This is a genomic window from Pandoraea bronchicola (genome assembly GCF_902459805.1).
Taxonomy (GTDB): domain Bacteria; phylum Pseudomonadota; class Gammaproteobacteria; order Burkholderiales; family Burkholderiaceae; genus Pandoraea; species Pandoraea bronchicola.
On the sequence record NZ_CABPST010000016.1, the window covers coordinates 119,052 to 141,994 of the forward strand.

Genomic DNA, 22,943 nt, shown 5'->3' on the forward strand with positions numbered 1-22,943 from the left:
CATCCCGTTCGCATCTAGACTGCTTACGTGGAGGAGCGCGTCATGAACGAGATCGAACGCGAACAACGATTTGGCGCCCATAACTACGCACCGCTACCCGTGGTGCTTTCGCACGCCAAAGGTGTCTGGGTCTGGGACGTCGAGGGCAATCGCTATCTCGACATGATGAGCGCCTACTCGGCCGTGAGCCACGGCCACGCGCATCCGCGTCTGGTCGCCGCCCTCACCGCGCAGGCGCAACGCCTGGCCGTCGTCTCCCGTGCTTTCTACACCGACCGGCTCGGCGCTTTCCTCGAACGCTTGTGCGACCTCACCACGCTCGGGGGCGCGCTGCCGATGAACACCGGCGCGGAAGCCGTCGAAACGGCCATCAAAGCGGCCCGTCGCTGGGGCTACAGCGCCAAACGTATCCCCGCCGACAAAGCCGAAATCATCGTCGCCGACGGCAATTTCCACGGACGCACGACCACCATCGTCGGCTTCTCCTCCGAACCCGCCTATCGCGCCGACTTCGGCCCGTTCACCCCCGGTTTCGTCCACGTTCCCTTCGGCGATATCGAAGCGGTACGCGCCGCCATCACGCCCAATACCTGTGCCGTGCTGTTCGAGACGATTCAGGGCGAAGGCGGCATCGTCGTGCCGCCTGACGGTTTCCTGCGCGCGCTGCGCCAGCTCTGCACGGCGCAGAACGTCCTCATGCTGCTCGACGAAATTCAATCGGGACTCGGTCGCACCGGCCGCTGGTTCGCCTATCAGCACGAAGACATCGTGCCCGACGGCGTCATGCTCGGCAAAGCCCTCGGCGGAGGGCTGCTGCCGGTGTCGGCGTTCGTCGCACGACGCGACATCATCGATCTGTTCGAGCCCGGCAGTCACGGCTCGACCTTCGGCGGCAACGCGCTGGCCGCCACCGTCGCGCTGGAAGCGCTCGACGTCATGGCCGACGAGGACCTGCCGGGAAGAAGTGCCGAAATGGGGGAATACCTGCTCTCACGGCTGCATGCAATTCACTCGCCGCTCATTCGAGAAGTGCGAGGACGCGGCCTCTGGGCCGGCCTCGAAATCGATCCGGCGCGCGCCGACGCGCACGACCTGTCCATGCGCATGCTGCGCCGTCGCGTGCTTGCAAAGGAAACCCGCGCGACCGTGCTGCGCCTCGCGCCGCCGCTCGTCATCGAGCGCGCTGAAATCGATGCCTGCATCTCGGCGCTCAAAGCCGTGCTGGCCGAAGCCGAGGCCGACGTATAAGAGCAACGCCGGTCAGTGTGCCGACGATTTCGACCAGAGATTCATCACCAGAACGCCCGCAATGATGAGCGCCATGCCGACCATCGCTGGCGCGTCGAGCTTCTGTCCGAACAGCACGCGTGAGGCAATCGAAATGAGCACGATGCCGAGGCCCGACCACATCGCATAGGCAATGCCCACGGGAATCGTGCGCAACGTAAGCGACAGCATGTAGAACGCCACGCCGTACCCCACGACGACCAGCGCCACCGGCCCGACGCGCGTGAACCCCTCCGATGCCTTGAGCGCCGACGTCGCAATCACCTCCGCGACGATCGCCACCAGCAGGTACAGATACGCCATCGAAACTCCTCGTGTGCTCAAACGCTAGAACCGCCCATCATAACCGACGGGTTCCGGCGCCATGTCCCGCAAAAATCGCTTGCCTAAGCGCCTCGCGCCGCGCTACAGTCGCCATCACGGTGTGGCCAGCACACTGGCGTCGCTCGGACGGTTCCGGGCGCTTACGTTACAGGATCACCATGTCTAGCTCTCAGGGCTCGCGCAGCTTTTCGCGCATCAATCGTCTTCCCCCGTACGTTTTCAACATCACCGCCGAGCTGAAGATGGCGGCACGCCGCCGTGGCGAGGACATCATCGATCTGTCGATGGGCAATCCCGATGGCGCCACGCCGCCGCACATCGTCAGCAAGCTCGTCGAAGTCGCTCAGCGCCCCGACACACACGGTTATTCGACCTCGCGCGGCATTCCGCGTCTGCGCCGCGCCATCACGCGCTGGTACAAGGATCGCTACGACGTCGATCTCGATCCGGAGCGTGAAGCCATCGTCACCATCGGCTCGAAGGAAGGTCTCGCTCACCTGATGCTCGCCACGCTGGACCAGGGCGACACGGTGCTCGTGCCGAATCCGTCGTATCCGATTCACATCTACGGCGCCGTCATCGCCGGCGCCAACATCCGCTCTGTGCCGATGACGCCCGGCATCGACTTCTTCACCGAACTCGAGCGCGGTATTCGCGAGAGCCATCCGAAGCCGAAGATGGTGATCCTCGGCTTCCCGTCGAACCCGACGGCGCAGTGCGTCGAACTCGAATTCTTCGAACGCGTGGTCGACCTCGCGCGCAAACACGACATTCTGGTGGTGCACGATCTGGCCTATGCCGATATCGTGTACGACGGCTACAAAGCGCCCTCGATCATGCAGGTGCCCGGCGCGAAGGACGTGGCCGTCGAGTTCTTCACGCTGTCGAAGAGCTACAACATGGCCGGCTGGCGCATCGGCTTCATGGTCGGCAATGCCGAGCTGGTCGCCGCACTCGCGCGCATCAAGAGCTATCACGACTACGGCACGTTCACGCCGCTGCAGGTCGCGGCCATCGCCGCACTTGAGGGCGATCAGCAATGCGTCGAAGAGATTCGCGCCCAGTATCAGCGCCGCCGCGACGTGCTCTACAAAGGATTGACGGAAGCCGGCTGGACGGTCGATCTGCCGCGCGCCTCGATGTACATCTGGGCACGCATTCCCGAACCGTATCGCGAACTCGGCTCGCTTGAATTCGCCAAGAAGCTGCTGGCGCAAGCCAAGGTCTCGGTCTCGCCGGGCATCGGCTTCGGAGAATACGGAGACGAGTACGTGCGCTTCGCATTGATCGAGAACGAATCGCGCATTCGTCAGGCCGTGCGCGGCATCAAACACATGTTCCGCGAAGACGGACTGGTGCAGCCCACGGTCGCTTAAACCGCCGCCCCTCACGCATCACCGCCCAAACCCATCGGGGCGCACTCGTCAGAGGCGCCCCGATGTTTTTGATAGATCGCAAACACTCAGCGCGACGCCGCGAGATACCGGCTCGGCGCGGCACCCAGCACCTGGCGAAACGCCGCCGCAAACGCACTCGGACTTCCATACCCCAGATCGAACGCGATGCGCGTCACGGGCTGTCCTTCGTTGAGCCGCTCAATCGCGGCCAGCAGACAGACCTGTTGACGCCACTCCGCAAAACTCACGCCCGTCTCCTCACGAAACCGGCGCGTGAACGTGCGACGGCTCATCGACGCCATGGCAGCCGCGTCATCGAGACCCGTCGCCATCGATGGTGCGGCGAACACCGCCCGGCAAACCCGTGCCAGCTGCGCGTCGTCGGGCAGCGGCGCGTGCAACGACAGGTGCGGCATCGCGGCCATCTCGGCAACCAGCAACGCCATGAGCTTGCCGTCGCGCGCGCTTTCGTCGTACATCGACGGCAGATCGACGGCGCCGTCCAACAACTGTCTGAGCAACGGCGAGACACCATACACACAACAGCGATCCGGAAGTCCGGCGGCGGCCGAGGCATCGGGCGTCACGAAGGTGTTGAGCATGGTCACGGGACCGCCCATCGTCATGGCGTGCGCGACGCCGGCCGGTATCCAGCAGGCACGCTGCGGCGGCACGAACCACCGGCCGTCCGGGGTCGACACCGTAATCATGCCGCGAGAGGCGAACGCGAACTGCCCGCGCGCATGCGCATGCTCAGGGAACGTAAGCCCCGCCGGGTAGTCGTTGGCCGTCACCACCACGCCTCGCGGCAGGTGCTCGTAGGGATCGATCAGCGTATTTCGCATGGCCCGGATTCTACAGACAATGACCCGCCATCGGCAGCGGGCACATAGCGGCGCCACTACGATGGGCGTCCCTAATCCGGTTATCCGGCGGCCAGAACGCGAGCCGGCCGCCGGACGGTCACCCCCTTTCAGAGTTCGGAGTTCGGAGTCGAGATGCCCAATACCTTTCACCGCGTCGGTCAAGGCCCCCATGCCGTCATTGTGCTGCACGGCTGGTTCGGCGACGCCCGCTCCTTTCAAGAATGCGAACCGTGGTTGTCTCGGGAGGCGTTCAGCTACGTCTTCATGGACTACCGTGGTTACGGTGGCATGCGTGACGCCCCCGGTGTCTACACCGTCACCGAAATCGCAGAGGACGCCATCGCGCTGGTCGATGCCCTCGATCTGCCCACCTTCAGTCTGATCGGCCATTCGATGGGCGGCATGGTCAGCGAGAAGGTTGCCGCCCTCGCCCCTCATCGCGTACGCAAACTCGTTGCCATCGCCCCTGTGCCGTGCGGCGGCGTGCCCTTCGACGCCCCTCGGCGCGCGCTATTCGAAGGCGCCGCGACTTCACAGGACCACCGCAAGACGATCATTGCACGCAGCACCGCCCACCGTTTGCCGTCGTCATGGGTCGAATGGAAAGCGCAATACTCGGCGACACATTCGTCTGCGCATGCGTTCGCGGCCTACTTCAACGCCTGGGCCGACACGGACTTCAGCAACGAGATCCAAAGCACGCTGCCGGTCAAGGTTCTGGTTGGCGAACACGATCCGACGTTCAACGCGGCGCTCATGGCGAAGACGTATTTGCGTCGCTACGCGCACGCCAGTGTCGACACGCTTTGCAACGCCGGCCACTATCCGATGAACGAGACGCCTCTCGCGCTGGTCGCCGCCATCGAAGCCTTTCTGCTCGACGAGAGCGAGAGCCACGGCGCGGCGCCGAAAAAAAACGGGGAGTCCGCAGACTCCCCGTTCGCCTCGCGATGAACCATCGCTGGCTGCACTACGCCGGCAACCACTCCTGCAACGTCACCTCGATGGTGATGAACGAGAGGTTGCCGCCACGGACAAAGCGTCCCGCGAACATGCGTCCGTCCGTGTCCGCCACCATGCCGTGCAGCATGGGCAGCGCATGTGCAGCGTCGGGCCGAACATCCACCTCGCCAAACACGTTGAGGATTTCCACGCCGGGGCCACGCACCAGTTGCTCACGCCAGACGTCGCCCGCGCGAAACGCCAGACGTGCATCGATCAGACTCCCCACCGCGCCACGCACGATGGCGCGCGAGATGCCATGTTCCGCACACAGCGCCTCGATGCTTTCCGTCAGATCCTGATTCGGTTTGAGCCGTGCCACGACCAATCTGCCCAGCGTGCCGTTCTCAATGGCTACCGGAACATCCAGCGCTGCGCTCATGAGAGACCTCCGGCGACGGGGTGAAGCAGATGAAAGCGCGTCTCTTCGTCATCTGCGGTCACGTATCCGCCGTGCTCGAACAGACACAGGCGGATCACCACAGGCTCTTCTCCGGCCCATGTGTGATCGAGAATCAGATGACCGCCGTGCAACTCGCCGGACGGGTCGGAAAACCCCGCATGGCAATGCAACAGCGTAGCGCCGTCGGCCGTGCGGCCGACTGTGATCGCGCCGCCGATCAGATCCACTTCCCGGGTTTCGTCGACCGGCGCCCCATACCCGAAGGGGCGCTCCGTATCTGCGGTGTTCTCGATCATGTGATACCGCAGACCTCGCGCGGTGCCCGCGCAGAAACGGCCGACGCCGCCGCCGTACGCATAGCGGGATAACGCCGCGCGTAAGGCCTCGCCGAGATTCGCACCAGACCGGATCGTCACGCGCAGTTCGTGCTGCCCGCTCAACACGCAGTCTTCCACACGGGGTAACGTGGGGGCGCCAGCATGCCGATAGATCCGTGAAAGCGCAGGTTTCATAGTCGATAGTCTCCTTGCTCTTCGAGCATCGTCTTGATTTGCTTCTTCACGATCTTGCCGTAGCCCGACTTGGGCATGGCATTCCAGAATACGAAGCGACGCGGCCACTTGTAGCGAGCGATACGCGCTTCGAGATGTCCGAGCAGTTCATCGGCCTGAGCGGCCATGCCTTCCCGGGCGACCACCACCGCGAGCCCGCTCTCGCCCCACTTGGGGTCGGGCACGCCGAGCACCGCGCACTCCGACACGGCCGGGTGCGTGAGCAACGCTTCCTCGATCTCGCGCGGATAAACGTTCGAGCCGCCCGAGATGTACATATCCGACGCGCGCCCCGTGATGTACAAGAAGCCCTGTGCATCCACATGTCCGAGATCGCCGGTGTGAAACCAGTCGTCCTTGAACGCCTTGGCATTTGCGTCCGGATTGTTGTGATACCCCATGAAGACGGCGGGCCCGCGCACGCAGATCTCTCCTGATGCAAACGGCGGCTGACGCTCGCCGCACTCATCGAGAATCGCCACCTCCATGCCTGTTCGCGGCACGCCACAGGTGCCGATGCGGGCGTCGGGCGCGTCGTCGTCGTCGCTGTGCAGCCACGGCGGCAATACGGTGATGTTGCCCGTCACCTCTCCCAGCCCGTAGTACTGCACCAGCACCCGGCCCAGCTTTTGCAGCGCGTACTTCTGATCTGCACGATACATCGGCGCGCCGGCATAGATCACGAACCGCAGTGAACGATGGTCGTAACGATCCACCGCCGGGTCCTCGACCAGCATCTTGACGATGGTCGGCACCGTGAACATATTGTCGACGCGATGACGTTCGATGGCCTGCCAGACCTGCTCCGCATCCATCTTCTCGCCCGGCAGCAGCACACTCGCCGCCCCGCGCGCTGTGTTGACGATGGCGTGAATGCCCGCGCCGTGCGAGAGCGGCGCAACCACCATCGAACGGCTGCGGTAGGTGATGCCGGGCATCAGGTCGGCCAGATGATTGGTGACGACGAAGGCCATCTGCCCGTGGGAGAGCACGCCCGCCTTCGGATGGCCCGTCGTGCCCGACGTATAGAAGAACCACAGCGGGTCCTCGTACTCGACTTCGGCCTCATAGCCGGGTGCGCCAAGGTGCTCGGCGACGAGCGTCTCGTAGTGCAGTTCGCCCGTGCGCGGCGCGCCCAGCGCGACGACATGCCGCAAGGCTGGCGAGGCGGCGCGCACCGCGTCGACGTGTCCCTCGAAACCGGCGTCGTAGATCATGACGCACGCACCGCTCGACTGGCCAAGATACGCCGCTTCCGGTGCGGTGATCCGGAAGTTCGTCGGCACCCAGACCGCGCCCAGCCGAAATGCGATCCACGCACTCTCGAAGATAGGCAGGTTGTTGCGCGAATGCACCAGCAGCTTGTCGCCCTTGCCCACGCCCAGCTTGCGCAGGGCCTCAACGGCGGCGTTCACGCGGGCGTCGATCTCGCCCCACGTGGTGACCTTCTCACCGATGATCACGCCCGGCTCGTCGGGATGACGCCGGGCAACGTCGGCCAGCAGGCGGCCGAGATTCATGACCTTCTTGAGCATTTCGCTCGTCTCCTCTTTCTTCGTTCTCAGTCTTGCTGTCTTGCCCGGCCAACGCCGGGCAGCCTGCCTGACACCTATTCGTGTGACGTATCCGTGCGACGTATCACCGCGCTTCGAGAATGCTCACGTAGTTCGCTACCGCCGCGCCGCCCATATTGAACACGCCCGCGAGCTTCGCGTTGGGGATCTGCATCTGCCCGGCCGTCCCCGTCAGTTGCATCGCGGCCATCACGTGCATGGACACCCCCGTCGCGCCGACCGGATGGCCCTTCGCCTTCAACCCACCGGACGGATTGACCGGCAGCAGACCGTTCTTCTCGGTCAGCCCCTCGGCCACAACGTTGGCGCCCTGGCCCGGCTTCGCAAGCCCCATCGCCTCGTACTCGATGAGTTCGGCAATCGTGAAGCAGTCATGCGTCTCGACCAGCGAGAGGTCTTTCAACGACACGCCCGCGACACCCAATGCCTGACGCCAGGCGTGCTGACCGCCTTCGAACGCCAGCGGATCGCGACGCGAGAGCGGCAAGTAGTCGTTGACCTGCACCGCCGCGCGAAAGCCCACGGCCTTGGGCATCGTGCGGGCCACGTCGGCAGCCGAAATCACGAGCGCCGCCGCACCATCCGACACCATCGAGCAGTCGGTACGCTTGAGCGGCCCGGCCACGAACGGATTCTTCTCGGAGACATGGCGGCAGAAGTCGTAGCCGAAGTCGCGACGCATGTGCGCATAGGGATTGACCGTGCCGTTGCGATGGTTCTTCGCCGCAATGCGCGCGAGCGCATCGGACTGATCGCCGTAGCGGTCGAAGTAGGCTTGCGCGATGGTGCCGAACACGCCCGCAAAGCCGCCCGGAATGTCGGCCTCTTCGCGCGCGTACGAGCATTTGAGCAACACCTCGCCGACCTGCGGCGTGGCGAGCTCCGTCATCTTCTCGAAACCGATCACGAGCACATGCGTGGCCTTGCCCGCCTCGATGGATTGGAGTCCGCCATGAACGGCAGCCGAACCCGTTGCGCATGCATTTTCGTAGCGCGTGGCGGGTTTGAAGCGCAGCCCGGGAATGCGGTTGAAGACGAGCGACGACGGGAAGTCCTGATACAGGAACCCGCCGTTGAAAGTGCCGACGTGAATGGAATCGATTTGCTCGGGCGCCAGGCCCGCATCGTCGAGCGCGGCTTGTGCAACATCGGCCAGCAAGACTTCGGCATCGACGTTATCGAGTTTTCCGAACTGGGAGTGGGCCCAGCCGGTAAGGCATGCAGCAACCATGAAGTGTCTCCGGAAAAGGGGGTCATCCAGACTCCGGTGAGCAATTTCGATGCCAGACATGCGCGCATCCCCTCGCGGATGAAGCGCCAACGGCATCCATTGCCCATTGCGTCGCGATTGCGACGCTCGCGCTTGTGGCGCTCTCGCAATTGACGTAAGCGTAAAGCCGCACTCGCTACCCCATCAAGTGAAATCGGATGGACACCCAACGAAGGGGATTTGCTGTGCCGCAACACAAGCGCTCGGGCGCGACGGCATGCGACACCTGTCGCATCGGCATTGCCCGCTTTGTGCGACAGGTGTCGAAAGGCAGAGGGCGAATGCGACAGGTGTCGCACCTCGCCCGGACACCGATCGGTGGCGCCCCGCAAATGCAGCAAACGGCATGGCTGACGCTATGGCGTCGCTTTGGCGGGTTCCGCCAGATAAAAGAACGCGCAGCAAGGCGACGCGCCAGACGCGGAACTTCCCCCATGCTTAACAAGATAAGGGTTTTCCCGTCCGGGCCGCGATCTGGCACTCGATTTGCGTAAGATAGCCAAGCCACTTACGAGCCGCTTCACGTTCGAATTCAAAGTTGGCCGAGACGTTGCAGGGCAACACGCCCGCACGCCTTGCGCTTCAGACGCAGTCACCAAACCTATAAATCAGGAGACATGCAGTATGAGCAACATGGATCGCCGCCACTTCATCAAGGTTGTGGCCGCCACTTCGGCCGCCGCTGCCACGGGGTTGTATCAGACGCAGGCGCACGCCGCCGAATTCACGCTGAAGTTCGCCAACAACCTTCCCATTAGCCACCCGATGAACATTCGCGCCAAAGAGATGGCGCAGAAGATCGCAGAGCAATCGAAGGGCCGTGTCGACTTCCAGATCTACCCGAACAACCAGCTCGGCACCGACAGCGACATGCTGAGCCAGATCCGCTCGGGTGCGATCGATTACTTCACCCTGTCGCCGCTGATTCTCGGCACGCTGGTGCCGTCGGCACAGATCTCCGGCGTGGGCTTCGCGTTCAAGGATTACGGTCAGGTATGGGCAGCGATGGACGGCGACCTCGGAGCGCATGTGCGCGGCCAGATCGCCAAGACGTCGGTGTTCGCCTTCGACAAGATCTGGGAGAACGGGTATCGCCAGATCACCACGAGCAGCCGCCCGATCAACTCGCCGGCCGACCTCAAGGGCCTGAAGATCCGCGTACCGACGAGCCCGCTGTGGACATCGATGTTCCGCGCCTTCGACTCGTCGCCTACATCGATCAATTTCGCCGAGGTGTATTCGGCCCTGCAGACGCACATCGTCGAAGCACAGGAGAATCCGCTCGCTCTGCTGACCACGGCCAAGCTCTACGAAGTGCAGAAGTATGTGTCGATGACAAACCACATGTGGGATGGCTTCTGGTTCCTCGCCAACAAGCAGAAGTGGGACAAGCTGCCGAAGGACCTGCAGGCGATCGTCACCGCCAACGTGAATGCTGCCGCCATGGCGCAACGCGACGACGTGCGCAAGCTCAACGATGGCGTCATGGTCGAACTCAAGCAGAAAGGTCTCGTGTTCAACGCACCGAACAACGAACAGTTCCGCGAGAAGCTCCGCGCCGCTGGCTTCTATGCCGAATGGCACAAGAAGTTTGGTGACGAGGCGTGGGCCATGTTGGAAAAGTACACGGGGAAGCTCGCGTAAATGGAAACGTTGACGATGACGGCCGAGCCGACGCACGCGCTCGCCCGCCTCTTCTGCCACGTCAATCGCGCGGTGATGAAAATCACCGAAGCGGCTGCCGTGCTGCTGGTGGTGGCGGAGACTTTCATCCTGCTCGCGGGCGTGATCTCGCGTTACGGGTTCGACAATCCGCTCACCTGGTCGGACGAACTGGCGCAGATCCTGTTCATCTGGCTATCGATGCTCGGTGCGGTCCTCGCGCTCGACCGGGGCGAGCACATGCGCCTGTCCGCCATCGTCAACAAGCTTCCGCCAGCATGGCGCGACTGGTTTCAGACCATGGCGGCACTCACGGTCTGCGTGTTCGTCGCGCTCATCATCATGCCCGCGTACACGCATGCCATCGAACAGATGGACATCACCACGCCCGCCCTCGAAATCCCCGACGGGCTGCGCGCCGCGGCCCTGCCGGTGGGTGCGGTCTTGATGCTCGTCGCCGCCATCTCGCGCATGGCGCGGTGCTCGACCTTGCGTCAGTTCGGCCTCGGCGTGCTGGTCGTGGCCGCGCTGGGCACCGCGCTCTGGCTCGGCCGCCCCGCACTCATCGCGATGGGCAACTACAACCTGCTGGTGTTCTTCGTGCTGATCGTCGGGGCGTGCGTGGCAGGCGGCATTCCGATCGCTTTCGCCTTCGGCACGGCGACGCTGGCGTATCTGGCTCTCGTGACCGATGCACCGCTGCAGATCGTCGTCAGCCGCATGGACGAGGGCATGTCGGGCCTCATTCTGCTGTCGGTGCCGCTGTTCGTGCTGCTCGGCGCCCTGATCGAAATGAGCGGGCTCGCGCGCAGCCTGATCGAGTTCATGGCCTCACTGCTCGGCCACGTGCGCGGCGGCCTGCAATACGTGCTGCTCGGCGCGATGTTTCTGGTCTCCGGCATTTCCGGCTCGAAGGCGGCCGACATGGCCGCCGTCGCTCCCGCCCTCTTCCCAGAGATGCAACGGCGCGGCTCGAAACCGGAAGACCTCGTCGCGCTGCTCTCGTCGACCGGCGCCATGACCGAGACGATTCCGCCAAGTCTTGTGCTCATCACCATCGGCGCGGTGTGCGGGGTGTCGATCACCGCGCTCTTTGTCGGCGGCCTGCTGCCTGCTGTCATCGCCACGCTGGCCATCGTCGTGGTGTGCTTCGCACGCTCGCGCAAGGAAGCGCCCAACGCGGCACGCCGCGCGCCGTGGAGCGTCATCGGCAAAACGTTCGTCGTGGCGTTGCCGGCCCTCGCCTTGCCGATTCTCATTCGCACGGCTGTGATCGAAGGGGCTGCCACGGCGACGGAGGTCTCTACGGTCGGTATTGCCTACACGATCGTGATCGGCTTGCTCGTTCATGCCTTCAAGAAGCATCTGAATTTCAAGCGTCTGTATCCGCTGCTGACCGAAACGGCTGCGCTCTCCGGCGCGATCCTGCTCATCATCGGCATGGCCACGGCCATGGCGTGGGCGCTCACGCAGTCCGGCTTCTCCGCCAAGCTGGTCGGGCTGATGCATGGCGTGCCGGGCGGACAGATCGGCTTCCTGCTCATCTCGATGGTCGTGTTTATCGTACTGGGCAGCGTGCTGGAAGGCATTCCGGCCATCGTGCTGTTCGGGCCGCTGCTCTTTCCGGTCGCCCGCTCGCTGGGCATTCACGACGTGCATTACGCGATGGTCGTGATTCTGTCGATGGGCATGGGACTGTTCGCACCGCCGCTCGGCGTGGGCTTCTATGCCGCATGCGCCATCGGCAAGACATCGCCGGACAAGGTATTCAACCGGATGTGGACTTACATGGGCGCGCTGTTCATCGCGCTGCTGATCGTGGTCTTCATTCCCTGGATCTCGATCGGTTTTCTGAAGTAAGGCAAATCCGCTAGCGGTTTATCGAAATTACCGACGGGCTCCGCCGCGCTGCTGGCGGCGGGGCCCGTGCTGTAAAAGTCATTAAATTTAGGAGTCCATAGCATGACGGAGAAAGTGGCAGTTGTCACAGGCGGCGGAATGGGTATTGGTGCAGCCATATGCGAACGGTTGGTGAATGACGGCATGACGGTGGTTGTCGCCGATCTGAACGAAGGCGCAGCGGCCGAGACCGCGGCCAGGCTGAGCGCGGCGGGCGGCAAGGCGTGGGCGCTGGGGATGAATGTGGGCGATGCGGCATCGATTGCCGAGGGCTTCGCGCAGGTCGCACAACGGCATGGCCGTTGCGACGTGCTGGTGAACAACGCGGGGATTGCCAAGACGTTTCCGTTTCTCGACTATCCGCTCGATCACTGGCATCAGGTCATGAATGTCAACCTCACAGGCACGTTGCTGTGCGCACAGCACGCCGCGCGACTTATGCGCGAGCAGCGTTGGGGACGGATCGTCAACCTGGCGTCAGTGGCGGGCATTCTGGCGAGCGCAGGCCGTACCGCTTACGGCACGTCGAAAGCCGCGGTCATCGGTCTCACGCGCCAGATGGCCATTGAACTCGCCCCCTTCGGGATTACCGCCAACGGCGTCGCACCCGGCCCCATCGACACGCCGCTCACGCAGGTGCTGCACTCCGACGTCTCACGCCGCCACTATACGGAGACGACGCCCCTCGGCCGATACGGGCAGCCCAGTGAGATCGCTGGCGCGGTGAGCTTTCTCGCGTCGGATGATGCGTCTTACGTGACCGGTCATATCCTGCCGGTCGACGGCGGCTTTGTGGCGGCCGGGATTCTGGAGATCTGAGGCGGCGTTCGTGCGCCTTTGCGCAGGATCGCGATAGACGGCGTGGGGCCGTCTATCGCCGCGTCGAGTCAAATGTCCAGTACGAGCACCTCGTCTCTCGAACGTGAGCAGCAGATGGTGATGTGGGTATTGGCACGTTGCTCGGCGTCCGTCTGAAAGCTGTCCCGATGCTCGGGCGTGCCGGACACCACTCGTGTGAGACAAGTGCCGCACACCCCCTGCCCACACGAGAGGTTCAGTCGCACGCCGGCGGCATCAAGCGCGTCCGCGATGGTTTGCCTGTCGGTCACGGTGACGCGCTTGCCCGATTTTTGCGCAACGACCGTGAAAGCCGGCCCCTCCGTGTCAACCGGGGCGGCAAATGCTTCGGTATGGATCTGATCCGCGCGCCATCCCGCCTGTCGGGCAATGTCGACGGCTAAGGTCATGAAACCGTCGGGACCGCACACGTATAGATGTTCGCCCGGCATCGGTGCTTGCAGAACCCCGGGAAGACACGCCCTGGCCGTCTCTCGATCACCTTCAATGATTCGCGCACGCGCCGCAAACCGCGAGGTTCGAATCTCATTGACGAAAGCCCCCTGCCTAACGGATCGCACGAAGTAGTGGAGGGTGAAGTTGCTCTCGCTGGCGCGATCCAGCGCCCACGCCATCGCAAGCAGTGGCGTGATGCCGATGCCCGCTGCCAGAAAACGATGCGATGTCGCCTGCCCGGACAGTTCGAACAGGTGGCGGGGGGCGCCAATCTGAAGGCGCGCTCCCGGCGCAAGATGCTCATGCAACCATTGCGAGCCGCCGCGAGACGGCGACGCACGCCCGACCCCGATCCGATATCCGCCGGCACCGCCGTCCGCACCGCACAGCGAGTACTGCCGCACGAGACCACAGGGCAGTACAACGTCGATATGCGCGCCCGCGCGATACGGCGGCAAAGGCAAGCCGTCCGCTGCCCGCAATGCCAGCAAGACAACTTCGCCATCGCGCACCAGATCGTCGACGACGACCTCACGCCAACGTTGCCCCGCCGGCGCCTGCATGGATGCTGCGGCGCTCATGAACGTACCAGTTGCTCGTCGGCGATGAGCTTCGCGAGCATTCGCTTCGCACGCACGCCACCGCCGTCACCGATGGTGAAATTCGCGACCGGCACGTCGTTGCCCTCGATGTCGAACTGACGCTGAATCGCCTCAATGATCGGCTTGTCTTCACCTGTAAAGGTTTGCTGAAAGGCTTCATTGATCGCCAGGGTAAGGCCTTCGTCCTCTTGTTTGAAGTTGCGCGCGACGGCCCAGAAGTAATGCGTCGTACGCTCGGTCTCCGGCGTGAGAATGTGAGCGCTCGGGAAGTGCAGCTCGCCGTTGCCGCTGTCGTCGCCGGCGGCACGCAAACGAATGTCGAGCAACAAATTCGTGCCGGGGCGCCATGTCATGTCCGAGACCTGATCGATGCGCTCGCTGCGCGACCAGTGCGGACGGAAGACCACCGACGGCGGCAGGTCGAACACCTTGCGTTTGACCGTGACGTAATCGTCGCCGGCCACGACGCTGGTCTGCAGCGACCCGCTTGAGCCGGGCGTGCCCACGGTATTCGGATGCAGATATTCCGCGTGACTCAGGTCGAGCAGGTTATCCATCATGATGCCGAAGCCGCCGTCCACATACGTGTAGCCCTGCGTGACTGCGTAAGGGCCGTCCACATCAAACCAGCCGTAATCCGGGATGGCGTTGACGTTCGCGCGCTCTGGCTCCCCCATCCAGATCCACAACGCGCCGTGACGCTTTGCAAGCGGATAGGCGCGCACGCATAGCGTGTCAGGCGATCCCTTGATATGTGGATTGTGCCGGCAAACCCCGCGAGAATCGAATCTCAATCCGTGATAGGCGCACTGAATCAAATCGCCTTCAATTCGACCGGCGTGCAGCGGTACCGCCTTGTGAGGACAGCGATCATGAAGGGCGACCGCGACACCGGAACCAGTGCGATACATCACTATCGGCTCGCCGAGAATCCGCTTCGGAACTGGGTTTTTGTCGATTTCACGATCCCATGCGGCCATGTACCACGCGTTGCGAAGAAAGCTCATACGAACGTCTCCTGTTATTTTTGACTTCAAGTCAATTAATCACGCAAAATACACAAAAATCATATTGTGATAATCAACTATGGCGACTCGATCGTCAATCCGGAGACACGAATTTCGTGCTCAGGACTATCCCTTAGCGGTACCGGGTGCCCGATGGTTGAAATACGACACGTCAGCTCGCGAGCCGCTGTTGCGCGACGTCCGTCGGGCAGAACACACGCGCGGCGCCGAGCATGTCGTGAAATATGCGCGTGCAGGTGGCACTGACCTGCGGCTCGGTAGTGTCCAGGCCACTGAACCAGGCGACAAGCAGTTCGTCGACGAAGGCCAGCCAGCCGCGTCCCAGCGCCATCATGGCGGGCGTGATCTCGGTGTCCGGCAGATAGAAACTGAGCGCGAGACGCACAGCGCCCAGCTTCGAGGTTTCCCACAACTGCTTCACCGACGCGGGCGTGCTGCCGCGCATGTGATACAGGTACGCCCCCTGCCGGGTGCGCACGAATGCGATGTGAATCGACAAGAAACGCGCCAGCCGCTCGTCGGGCGTACCGCTGCGTGTGCCGGCATTACGCGTTTCTTCCAGACGCGCGGCCGCACGCCGACAGATTTCGAGATAGAAATCGAGCTTGGTGGAGAAGTAGTGAAACAGCAAGCCGTAGGCAACATCGGCCTCGCGCGCGATCTCCTCGACCGAAACTTCATCGAGCGCACGCTCGGCCAGCAGACGTTCGCCAGCCTGCACCAGCAGTTCGCGAGTCCATTCGGATTTTGGGTGACGTTTGCGAGGGGCTGGCATGGGTTTCGGTCAATCGGGAGTACGCGTTGAATGATGATGCAGCAATTTCCAGCCGCTCGGGCGCCGGATCCATATCTGCGTGACGAGGGCGCGAATCTCGACGTGCGAGCCGTCGGCCTTGCGTCGCATCGTCTGCGCCAACGGCCCGGTACACACCACGGCATCGCCCAGCACCCGATAGGTCATCGCCGCACGCTCGATATTGAGCGACTTCACCCGGTCGGCCAGAAACGCAAGGTATTGCGCTTTGTCATGCGCATAGCCGGTCGAATGCACGAAGGTCAGTTCGTCGTCGAGCAGGTCGGAGAGCGTCGCAAAGTCTTCGGCGATCGACGCGTCGCAGCGTTGCTGCTCCATGGCCGCGAGGGTCGAGATGAGATCGTTCGCTGGCGCTCTGAGTGGGGTTTGCATGGGATCGGTGTCCATTAAGATGTCGATGGAAAACGCGACCCACTTCCCCAACTTCCCCCGCCTCCCTCGCTTCCCGGCGATGCCCGGCGAACGACGTTGCGGTGGGTTACTGGGTCACGTAGCTTTTTGCGGCTTCGGTCGAGATGCGCAAGGCGGCTTCGCGCAGCAATTCGAGCAGCTTGTCGTGATTCATGAATTCGAAGCGCCGGATGGGGATGACCAATGCGAGCGCCCCGACAGCGAGCGCCGACTGGCCGAGAATCGGCACGGCAATCGCGCCCACATCGGCCTCGAGCTCGCCCTTCGAGATGTAGTACCCGGCTTTGCGCGTTTCGTGCAGCCGCGCGATGAACTCGTCGGCCGACTTGCCCATCCCGGCCGCGGCGATGCTCGCCGAGTGCTTCTTGTACAGCCGCGTGAGCTTGCCCTTGGGCATGGTCGAGAGGATGACCTTGGGAGCGCCACCGAGAAACAATGGCCGGGGCCGCCCGCGTCCATAGGCCAGATGCAGCCCGTCGGGGCCCGATTCGCGATGGGTGTCGACGATCTCGTCGTCGAAGATACGCGTCATCACGGAGTCGCACCCCGTCTGCGCCGACAGCTCGCGCATCAACGGCTGACCGACACGCAGCAACGGGTCGATGGTGCGCAATTGATAGTCGAGCTTGATGATGCGCGGCCCGAGTTCGTAGCTGCCGTCGCCAAGGCGCAGCAACAGCCCTGAGCCGACCAGCTCGCGCAGATAGCGATAGCCCGTGGGCACCGAACAGCCGAGATGGTGACAGATCGCTTCGGTCGACCATGTCGGGGACTCGACGGTGAACATGTCGAGGATGGACAGCATTTTGGTAAGACTGGACATCGTTGATCGCTTTGAGTGAGCTGCGCCCTGAGCCGGACGCGAACTCGCATATTCTAACCAACGAGCGACTGATGTCGTACCGCGAGCACCGAAAAGTCCACAGACTTTCAAATGGCGATATCGAATGCCGTTTCATTCTGGCGCTCCCGATCCCTTCACGACTGCGGCAACAGCACGATTTTGCCCGCCACATCTCCCGCTTCGAGGCGTTGATGCGCTTGCGCAGCCTGTGCAAGCGGCAGCGTGCACGAGATCACCGGTCGTATCTGCGTGCCCAGGCGCGACCAGACTTTGTCGGCCAACGCCGCAGCGATGACCGCCTTCTCGCCCAAAGGCAGGGGCCGCAACAGAGAGCCCGTCACGACGCCCTCCTTCTGCATGAGTGCGCGCAACGGGAAATGCATCTCGGCGCCACCGCCGGGCGACAGGTGTACGATTCGGCCGCGCCGCGCCAGCGCGACGATGTTCGCACCGGCATGGCCGGCGCCGGCCATGTCGAGGATCACGTCGACACCGCGCTGTCCCGTGGCGTCGAGCGCGCGACGGGCAAAGTCATCCGTGCGGTAATTGAACGCGTCGCGTGCCCCGAGCGATCGCGCCATCGCGCATTTCTCATCCGTGCCGCATGTCGCATAGACTTCATGCCCGAACGCGCTAAGTAGCTGAATGGCGACGCTTCCCACCCCACTGGTGCCGCCGTGAATCAGCACTCGCTCCCCCGCCTGTAGACGCGCCACGTTGAAGAAGTTGTGCCATGTCGTGAACAGCGCCTCAGGGAGTGCGCTCGCTTCGGTCATCGTCATCCCCGCCGGAACCGGCAGCGTCAGCGCTTCGTCAGCGACGGCATAGCTGGCATACCCCCCGCCGTCGATCAGCGCGCAGACGTTGTCGCCAAGCTTGCACCGCGAGACATTCGCCCCCAGCGCGACGATACGCCCGGCAACCTCGAGTCCCGGAATATCGCTGTGATGCGCGTCGGGACCGCGCCGGCGCTGGTTCACGTCGTGACGATTCACACCGGCGGCCGAGACCTCGATCAGTACCTGCTGCGGCCCGCACTGCGGCATGGGCTCGAGTCTGGGTCGTAGTACCTCGGGGCCACCCGCGGCGGTGATGGCCATCGTCAACTGCCGGTCCGCATTGCCCGCCATGACTTCGCTCATTGAATCCCCATGCGCTCTGCCATTCGCGCTTGCCACGTTGCGCGCGGCTCAAACCCAGGCAACTGGCGCGCGTGCGCTTCGACAGCGGCCATCAGCACATCGTCGGGCTGCGAGAAGTCGACCGGCACGCGCATTGGCTGACTGACATACCAAGGCGTGTCGATGAACAACTCGAGGCGATTACCCTCAGGGTCGCGCGCATAAATCGACACGGCATTGCCGTGCGTGATCGGATGGATATCCGTCGCGCCGGCATCGGTCAACCTGGAGTACAGGTCCTTGAGGGTCGCCAGACTGTCGGCGCGCAGCGAGATCTGATTGATCACGTTGAAGCCCAAAGTGTCGGGACGCCCCGTCGCGAGCACGATCTGGTGATGCTCCTTTGGGTCTCGGCTCAGAAAAATGAGATCCAGATCGCCCGACGGGCCGGTGAGCTTGCCCGAGTCCGTGATCGTGAACTCAAGCAGTTCCGTGTAGAAGCGCGCCATGCGCTGAATGTCACACACGTAGAACCCTACGTGGCTGAAGCTCAATCCCTTACGGACCATCATCTCCATCTCCTTCAAAATTATCTAATTGTGATAATAATGCATATTTCATTTGACAGTATAGCCATCGATATCTATATTTTGTCCCATAGTGATATTAAAGAATAAATGGGAGGCGATGGTGGTAGACGTCGTGGTCATCGGTCTTGGCCCGGTCGGCGCAACGCTGGCCAATTTGTTGGGACGTGCAGGGGTATCGGTGGTGGTGCTCGAGCGTGAGGCTGCGGTGTATCCGTTACCCCGCGCGGTGCATTTCGATGCCGAGTGCATGCGGGTGTTCGACGCCATCGGCGTCGCCCCGACGCTGGCGGAACATTGCCGGGTGTCGCCTGGTATGAAATTCGTGAATGCCGACGGCAAACTGCTGGTCGACTGGCAGCGCCCGGAGGGTATCGGCCCGCAAGGCTGGAACAGCAGTTATCGCTTTCATCAACCCGATCTCGAGCGCATTCTGCGCGAACGTCTGGCGGCGCTTGCTTGCGTCGACGTGCGTCTGCGCAGCGAGGTGTTCGCACTCGATACGCATGCCGATCACGTCCGGGTGCGCTATGAAGACCTGTCGTGCGGCGGCTTGCGGGAGGTGCAGGCACGCTATGTGATCGGCGCAGATGGTGCGCGCTCACTCGTTCGTCGGATGATCGGCAGCGAAATGGTCGATCTCGGCCTGCATGAACGCTGGCTGGTATTCGACGCGTTGCTCAAGCGCGACTGGAACGTGCTTGGCGAACACAGCGTGCAGTTCTGCGACCCGGCGCGCCCGGCCACCTATGTGCGAGGTGTGGACAACCGGCGACGCTGGGAAATCATGCTTCGCCCGGACGAGGACGCCGCGCGATTCGCTCAGACGGAGAACGTCTGGTCGCTGTTGAAGAAGTGGATCACGCCAGATGACGCCGACCTCGAGCGCGCCGTGGTCTACACCTTCCACGCGGTGATTGCCCAGCGCTGGCGGCAAGGACGTTTGCTATTGGCGGGCGACGCGGCACATCAAACGCCGCCGTTCCTCGGTCAGGGCATGTGCGCCGGTATTCGCGATGCTGGCAACCTCGCGTGGAAACTCGTCGCGATCCTGCAGCACGGCGCCTCCGATGCACTGCTCGACACCTATCAACAGGAGCGCTACCCGCATGTGTCCGAGTTCATCACGCTGGCCGTCGAGCTGGGGCGCATTATCCAGGCGGTCGATCAGGATGCCGCAGCACAGCGCGACGAGATGTTCGCCAACGGCCCTCGTCATCTCCAGAGTCTGAGTCCCCGGCTGGGTGCGAGTCCGCTTGTCGCGCCCGGGGCCGAGGGCGGCGCGATCTCGCGTCAACCGACCTTGTGCGATGGCCGACGTCTGGATGACGTGGCCGGAAACGATTTTCTGTTGCTGGTGCGCGAAGGCGCATTCTCCGCCGCGCAGTGCGAAGCCGCCCTCGCCGCGTTCCCTTCGCCCCTTCGGTGGGTCGAGGACGCGAGCGAGTCGGCTTGCCAATGGCTTGACACCCTCGACACCGATGCCGTACTCGTTCGCCCGGACCGCTATGTCGCGGGCGTGGCCCGAGGGGGCGACGCTTTGCTCGCGCTGACGGCATCCATCGGTGCAGCACTCGGCAGGGCGGCAACTCCTGTCGCTGCCTGAAGGCGGGCGAGTGGCAGGGCACATCTGATTCGTATTGGCTCAACAACGTTTTCTCTGGAGACTCATTCATGAAATTCATCAGTTTCACGCGGCAAGGCAAGGCCGGTTTTGGTGTGGTACGCAATGAAGCCGTAGTGGATCTCGGCGCGCGTCTGGGCCTTGTCGACCTCGGCGCCGCACTGCGCGCCCATGGCATGGACGCCCTGAAAGACGTGGCGCAAAAGCACGAGGCCGATTTCGCACTCGCGTCCATCGATGCCTATCGACCGGTCGTCGCCGATCCAAACAAGGTGTTGTGTGCGGGACTGAACTATGACGAACACGTGCGCGAAACCAAGCGCGAGCGTACCGAGCGTCCGACCATCTTCATGCGCTACGCGGAGTCGCAGGTCGGTCACGAGCAACCGATTCTTCTGCCGCCCGAGTCGGAGCGTCTGGACTATGAGGGTGAGATCGCCATCGTGATCGGACGCGCCGGGCGCCGCATCAGCGAAGAAGATGCCTTCTCCTACATTGCCGGCTTCGCCTGCTACAACGACGGCAGCATTCGCGACTGGCAAACCCACACCTCGCAATGGGGCCCGGGCAAGAACTTCCAGGCCACCGGCGCGTTCGGCCCGACGCTGGTGTCGGCCGACGAAATCGGCGAGAACGAAGTCCTCACCCTCGAGACGCGCCTGAACGGTCAGGTGGTGCAACACGCGACCACGGACATGCTGATCTTCTCGATCCCGACGCTGATTGCCTACTGCTCCACCTTCACGAAGTTGCAACCGGGCGACGTGATTGTGACCGGCACGCCGGGGGGTGTCGGCGCGAAGCGCAATCCCCCGCTGTTCATGAAGGACGGCGACGTGGTCGAGGTGGAAGTCAGCAAGCTCGGCATTCTGCGTAACCCGATTCGCGCCGAGGTCGACAAAGCGAATCAGTGACGAGGCGGTGGAGGAGACATCAACAATGAAAAACACAAGCATTCTGATCGCGGCTGGTGTCATGGCCGTGGCGCTGAGCGGTCTCGCGCATGCCGACATCAAGGTCGGTGTGATCTTGTCGACCACGGGCCCTGCCGCGTCGCTCGGCACGCTGGAAAAGAGCGGCGTAATGCTCGGGCCAGACACGATTGCAGGACAGAAGGTCAAGTACATCTATCTCGACGACGCGTCCGATCCGAGCCTCGCGGTGCGCAGCTTGCACAAGCTCATTAGCGAAGAGCGCGTCGATGTGGTGATCGGGCCGACGACCACGCCGAGCGCCGTGGCAGTGATTCCGTTGCTGGCCGAATCGGGAACGCCGGGCATCACGCAGGGACCGACCAACTCGCTGGTGCAACCGGTCGATGCGCAACGTCGCTGGAATTTCAAGACAACGACCAACGACGAGCATGAAGGCACGCCGCTGTTCGACCGCATGAAGGCGAAGCAGACGAAAACGCTGGCGTTTATCGGTTTCACCGATTCCTACGGCGACCAGTGGCTCAAGCTCACCGAGCGCTTCGCCAAGGATCGCGCGATTCAGGTGGTGTCTCAGGAGCGCTATGCCCGCACCGACTCGACGGTCACCTCGCAGGTCGTCAAGATGCTGTCGAAACAGCCCGATGCCGTGCTGATCGCCGGGTCGGGCGGCGCCGCTGCCACGCCGTTGCTCGAATTGCGCAATCGTGGCTACAAGGGCGATATCTATGTGACCCTCGGCGCGACGTTCGGCGACTTCCTGCGACTCTCGGGTCCGGCGGCGGACGGCATTTTCGCCCCGTACGCAGCGGTGATGGGGGTCGATCAGGTTCCCGACACCTATGCGGCCAAGAAGAGTGCGTCCGAGTTCGTGCGGGCCTACGACGCAAAGTATGGCGGCAACACAAGCAACATCTTCTCGGCGGGCGGATGGGATGCCAACAAGCTGATCGCGAACGCGGTTCCGGTCGCTTTGAAGCAAGCCTCGCCGGGCACGCCGCAGTTCCGTGCGGCATTGCGCGATGCGATTGAAGCGACCAAAGACCTTCCCGGTGCTCGTGGCGTCTACAACATGAGCGCGACGGATCACACCGGTCTCGATATCGGCTCCCTGATGCTCGGCCAGCGCCAGAAGGGCCGCTGGGTGCTCGCCAAATAAGCCGGGCAGTGCTTGGCGACGAGGTAAGCGCTCGTCGCCAAGCACCGCATTGCCATCGGTTTGCGGTCGTATCGGCTGCCGGTGTGCGTGGCCGCACGCAGTAGCCGGCGCTGTCTCCCCCCTCTCGGTCGAGAGGGCGATTCCTCTGTCTTCGCGTGCGCAGGGTTGTCTGCGCGCGCCCCAATTCGCATGGATCTCTCGATCGCAGTTTTGCTCGCGCAGGACGGTATCACCACGGGTGCGATTTATGCCTTGTTGGCATTGGCGCTCGTGCTGGTGTTCTCCGTCACCCG

At 63.1% G+C, this 22,943-nt stretch carries 22 protein-coding genes and 1 pseudogene; 10 read left to right on the plus strand and 13 right to left on the minus strand.

What is annotated here, in order from left to right; genetic code table 11:
* The first annotated feature begins 42 nt into the window (after positions 1 to 42).
* Positions 43 to 1,248: an ornithine--oxo-acid transaminase gene (rocD, locus tag PBR20603_RS22475; RefSeq protein ID WP_150561663.1), complete on the plus strand. Its 1,206-nt coding sequence runs from the start codon at positions 43 to 45 to the stop codon at positions 1,246 to 1,248.
* Positions 1,249 to 1,260: 12 nt separating this feature from the next.
* Here rocD and PBR20603_RS22480 read toward each other — a convergent pair whose 3' ends face one another.
* Positions 1,261 to 1,590 (minus strand): DMT family transporter, encoded by a 330-nt coding sequence (locus PBR20603_RS22480; RefSeq protein ID WP_150561664.1) that lies wholly within the window; start codon positions 1,588 to 1,590, stop codon positions 1,261 to 1,263.
* A 179-nt stretch (positions 1,591 to 1,769) separates the two neighbouring features.
* On the opposite strand from PBR20603_RS22480, the gene alaC reads away from it, so the two are divergent.
* Positions 1,770 to 2,987, plus strand: coding sequence for an alanine transaminase (gene alaC, locus PBR20603_RS22485; RefSeq protein WP_150561665.1), 1,218 nt, complete (start codon positions 1,770 to 1,772; stop codon positions 2,985 to 2,987).
* 86 nt (positions 2,988 to 3,073) lie between these two features.
* Here the strand turns inward: alaC and PBR20603_RS22490 are convergent, their stop codons facing one another.
* The gene (locus tag PBR20603_RS22490) at positions 3,074 to 3,853 is read right to left on the minus strand and encodes an AraC family transcriptional regulator (protein WP_150561666.1); all 780 of its coding nucleotides are present in this window, start codon (positions 3,851 to 3,853) and stop codon (positions 3,074 to 3,076) included.
* A 153-nt stretch (positions 3,854 to 4,006) separates the two neighbouring features.
* On the opposite strand from PBR20603_RS22490, the gene PBR20603_RS22495 reads away from it, so the two are divergent.
* Positions 4,007 to 4,828: an alpha/beta fold hydrolase gene (locus tag PBR20603_RS22495; protein WP_150561667.1), complete on the plus strand. Its 822-nt coding sequence runs from the start codon at positions 4,007 to 4,009 to the stop codon at positions 4,826 to 4,828.
* Between the two features lie 16 nt (positions 4,829 to 4,844).
* Here the strand turns inward: PBR20603_RS22495 and PBR20603_RS22500 are convergent, their stop codons facing one another.
* The 4 genes from PBR20603_RS22500 to PBR20603_RS22515 all read right to left on the minus strand — a co-directional run bounded on the left by PBR20603_RS22500 (position 4,845) and on the right by PBR20603_RS22515 (position 8,635).
* Entirely contained in the window at positions 4,845 to 5,258 is a 414-nt protein-coding gene (locus tag PBR20603_RS22500; RefSeq protein ID WP_150561668.1) for a PPC domain-containing DNA-binding protein, read from the minus strand.
* Positions 5,255 to 5,791 (minus strand): PPC domain-containing DNA-binding protein, encoded by a 537-nt coding sequence (locus PBR20603_RS22505; protein WP_246174940.1) that lies wholly within the window; start codon positions 5,789 to 5,791, stop codon positions 5,255 to 5,257. Before PBR20603_RS22505 ends, PBR20603_RS22500 begins: the two co-directional genes overlap by 4 nt.
* Entirely contained in the window at positions 5,788 to 7,395 is a 1,608-nt protein-coding gene (locus PBR20603_RS22510; RefSeq protein WP_150561669.1) for an acyl-CoA synthetase, read from the minus strand. Before PBR20603_RS22510 ends, PBR20603_RS22505 begins: the two co-directional genes overlap by 4 nt.
* Positions 7,396 to 7,468: 73 nt before the next feature.
* A complete protein-coding gene (locus PBR20603_RS22515) occupies positions 7,469 to 8,635 on the minus strand; it encodes an acetyl-CoA acetyltransferase (protein ID WP_150561670.1) in 1,167 nt (388 codons plus the stop codon).
* 663 nt (positions 8,636 to 9,298) lie between these two features.
* Between PBR20603_RS22515 and PBR20603_RS22520 the strand changes: the two genes are divergently transcribed.
* The 3 genes from PBR20603_RS22520 (at position 9,299) to PBR20603_RS22530 (ending at position 13,054) form a co-directional block, all read left to right on the plus strand.
* Positions 9,299 to 10,318, plus strand: a complete 1,020-nt coding sequence (locus PBR20603_RS22520; RefSeq protein ID WP_150561671.1) for a TRAP transporter substrate-binding protein — start codon at positions 9,299 to 9,301, stop codon at positions 10,316 to 10,318.
* Entirely contained in the window at positions 10,319 to 12,196 is a 1,878-nt protein-coding gene (locus PBR20603_RS22525; protein ID WP_150561672.1) for a TRAP transporter large permease, read from the plus strand.
* Positions 12,197 to 12,298: 102 nt separating this feature from the next.
* Positions 12,299 to 13,054, plus strand: a complete 756-nt coding sequence (locus tag PBR20603_RS22530; RefSeq protein WP_150561673.1) for an SDR family NAD(P)-dependent oxidoreductase — start codon at positions 12,299 to 12,301, stop codon at positions 13,052 to 13,054.
* A gap of 68 nt (positions 13,055 to 13,122) precedes the next feature.
* On the opposite strand, the gene PBR20603_RS22535 is transcribed toward PBR20603_RS22530, so the two are convergent.
* From PBR20603_RS22535 to PBR20603_RS22565, 7 genes are all read right to left on the minus strand, one after another.
* On the minus strand, positions 13,123 to 14,109 hold the full coding sequence (locus PBR20603_RS22535; RefSeq protein WP_150561674.1) for a PDR/VanB family oxidoreductase: 987 nt from the start codon (positions 14,107 to 14,109) through the stop codon (positions 13,123 to 13,125).
* Complete coding sequence (locus PBR20603_RS22540; RefSeq protein ID WP_150561675.1) at positions 14,106 to 15,137, minus strand: aromatic ring-hydroxylating oxygenase subunit alpha; 1,032 nt, start codon at positions 15,135 to 15,137, stop codon at positions 14,106 to 14,108. The genes PBR20603_RS22535 and PBR20603_RS22540 overlap by 4 nt, the downstream gene beginning before the upstream one ends.
* Before the next feature lie 172 nt (positions 15,138 to 15,309).
* On the minus strand, positions 15,310 to 15,933 hold the full coding sequence (locus PBR20603_RS22545) for a TetR/AcrR family transcriptional regulator (RefSeq protein WP_150561676.1): 624 nt from the start codon (positions 15,931 to 15,933) through the stop codon (positions 15,310 to 15,312).
* Positions 15,934 to 15,942: 9 nt separating this feature from the next.
* Positions 15,943 to 16,344 carry a nuclear transport factor 2 family protein gene (locus PBR20603_RS22550; protein WP_150561677.1) on the minus strand — a complete coding sequence of 134 codons (402 nt, stop codon included), beginning with the start codon at positions 16,342 to 16,344 and terminating at the stop codon, positions 15,943 to 15,945.
* 106 nt (positions 16,345 to 16,450) lie between these two features.
* Positions 16,451 to 17,206 (minus strand): IclR family transcriptional regulator, encoded by a 756-nt coding sequence (locus PBR20603_RS22555; RefSeq protein WP_150561678.1) that lies wholly within the window; start codon positions 17,204 to 17,206, stop codon positions 16,451 to 16,453.
* A 155-nt stretch (positions 17,207 to 17,361) separates the two neighbouring features.
* Complete coding sequence (locus PBR20603_RS22560) at positions 17,362 to 18,369, minus strand: NAD(P)H-quinone oxidoreductase (RefSeq protein WP_246174942.1); 1,008 nt, start codon at positions 18,367 to 18,369, stop codon at positions 17,362 to 17,364.
* A complete protein-coding gene (locus tag PBR20603_RS22565; protein ID WP_425495839.1) occupies positions 18,366 to 18,920 on the minus strand; it encodes a VOC family protein in 555 nt (184 codons plus the stop codon). Before PBR20603_RS22565 ends, PBR20603_RS22560 begins: the two co-directional genes overlap by 4 nt.
* Before the next feature lie 115 nt (positions 18,921 to 19,035).
* Between PBR20603_RS22565 and mhpA the strand changes: the two genes are divergently transcribed.
* The 4 genes and pseudogenes from mhpA to PBR20603_RS22585 form a co-directional block, all read left to right on the plus strand.
* Positions 19,036 to 20,541 (plus strand): bifunctional 3-(3-hydroxy-phenyl)propionate/3-hydroxycinnamic acid hydroxylase MhpA, encoded by a 1,506-nt coding sequence (gene mhpA, locus PBR20603_RS22570; protein ID WP_174978031.1) that lies wholly within the window; start codon positions 19,036 to 19,038, stop codon positions 20,539 to 20,541.
* Positions 20,542 to 20,609: 68 nt separating this feature from the next.
* Positions 20,610 to 21,473 carry a fumarylacetoacetate hydrolase family protein gene (locus PBR20603_RS22575; RefSeq protein WP_150561680.1) on the plus strand — a complete coding sequence of 288 codons (864 nt, stop codon included), beginning with the start codon at positions 20,610 to 20,612 and terminating at the stop codon, positions 21,471 to 21,473.
* 25 nt (positions 21,474 to 21,498) lie between these two features.
* On the plus strand, positions 21,499 to 22,650 hold the full coding sequence (locus PBR20603_RS22580; RefSeq protein ID WP_150561681.1) for an ABC transporter substrate-binding protein: 1,152 nt from the start codon (positions 21,499 to 21,501) through the stop codon (positions 22,648 to 22,650).
* A 189-nt stretch (positions 22,651 to 22,839) separates the two neighbouring features.
* Positions 22,840 to 22,943 (plus strand): annotated as a pseudogene (locus PBR20603_RS22585) (branched-chain amino acid ABC transporter permease); the annotation flags it as partial.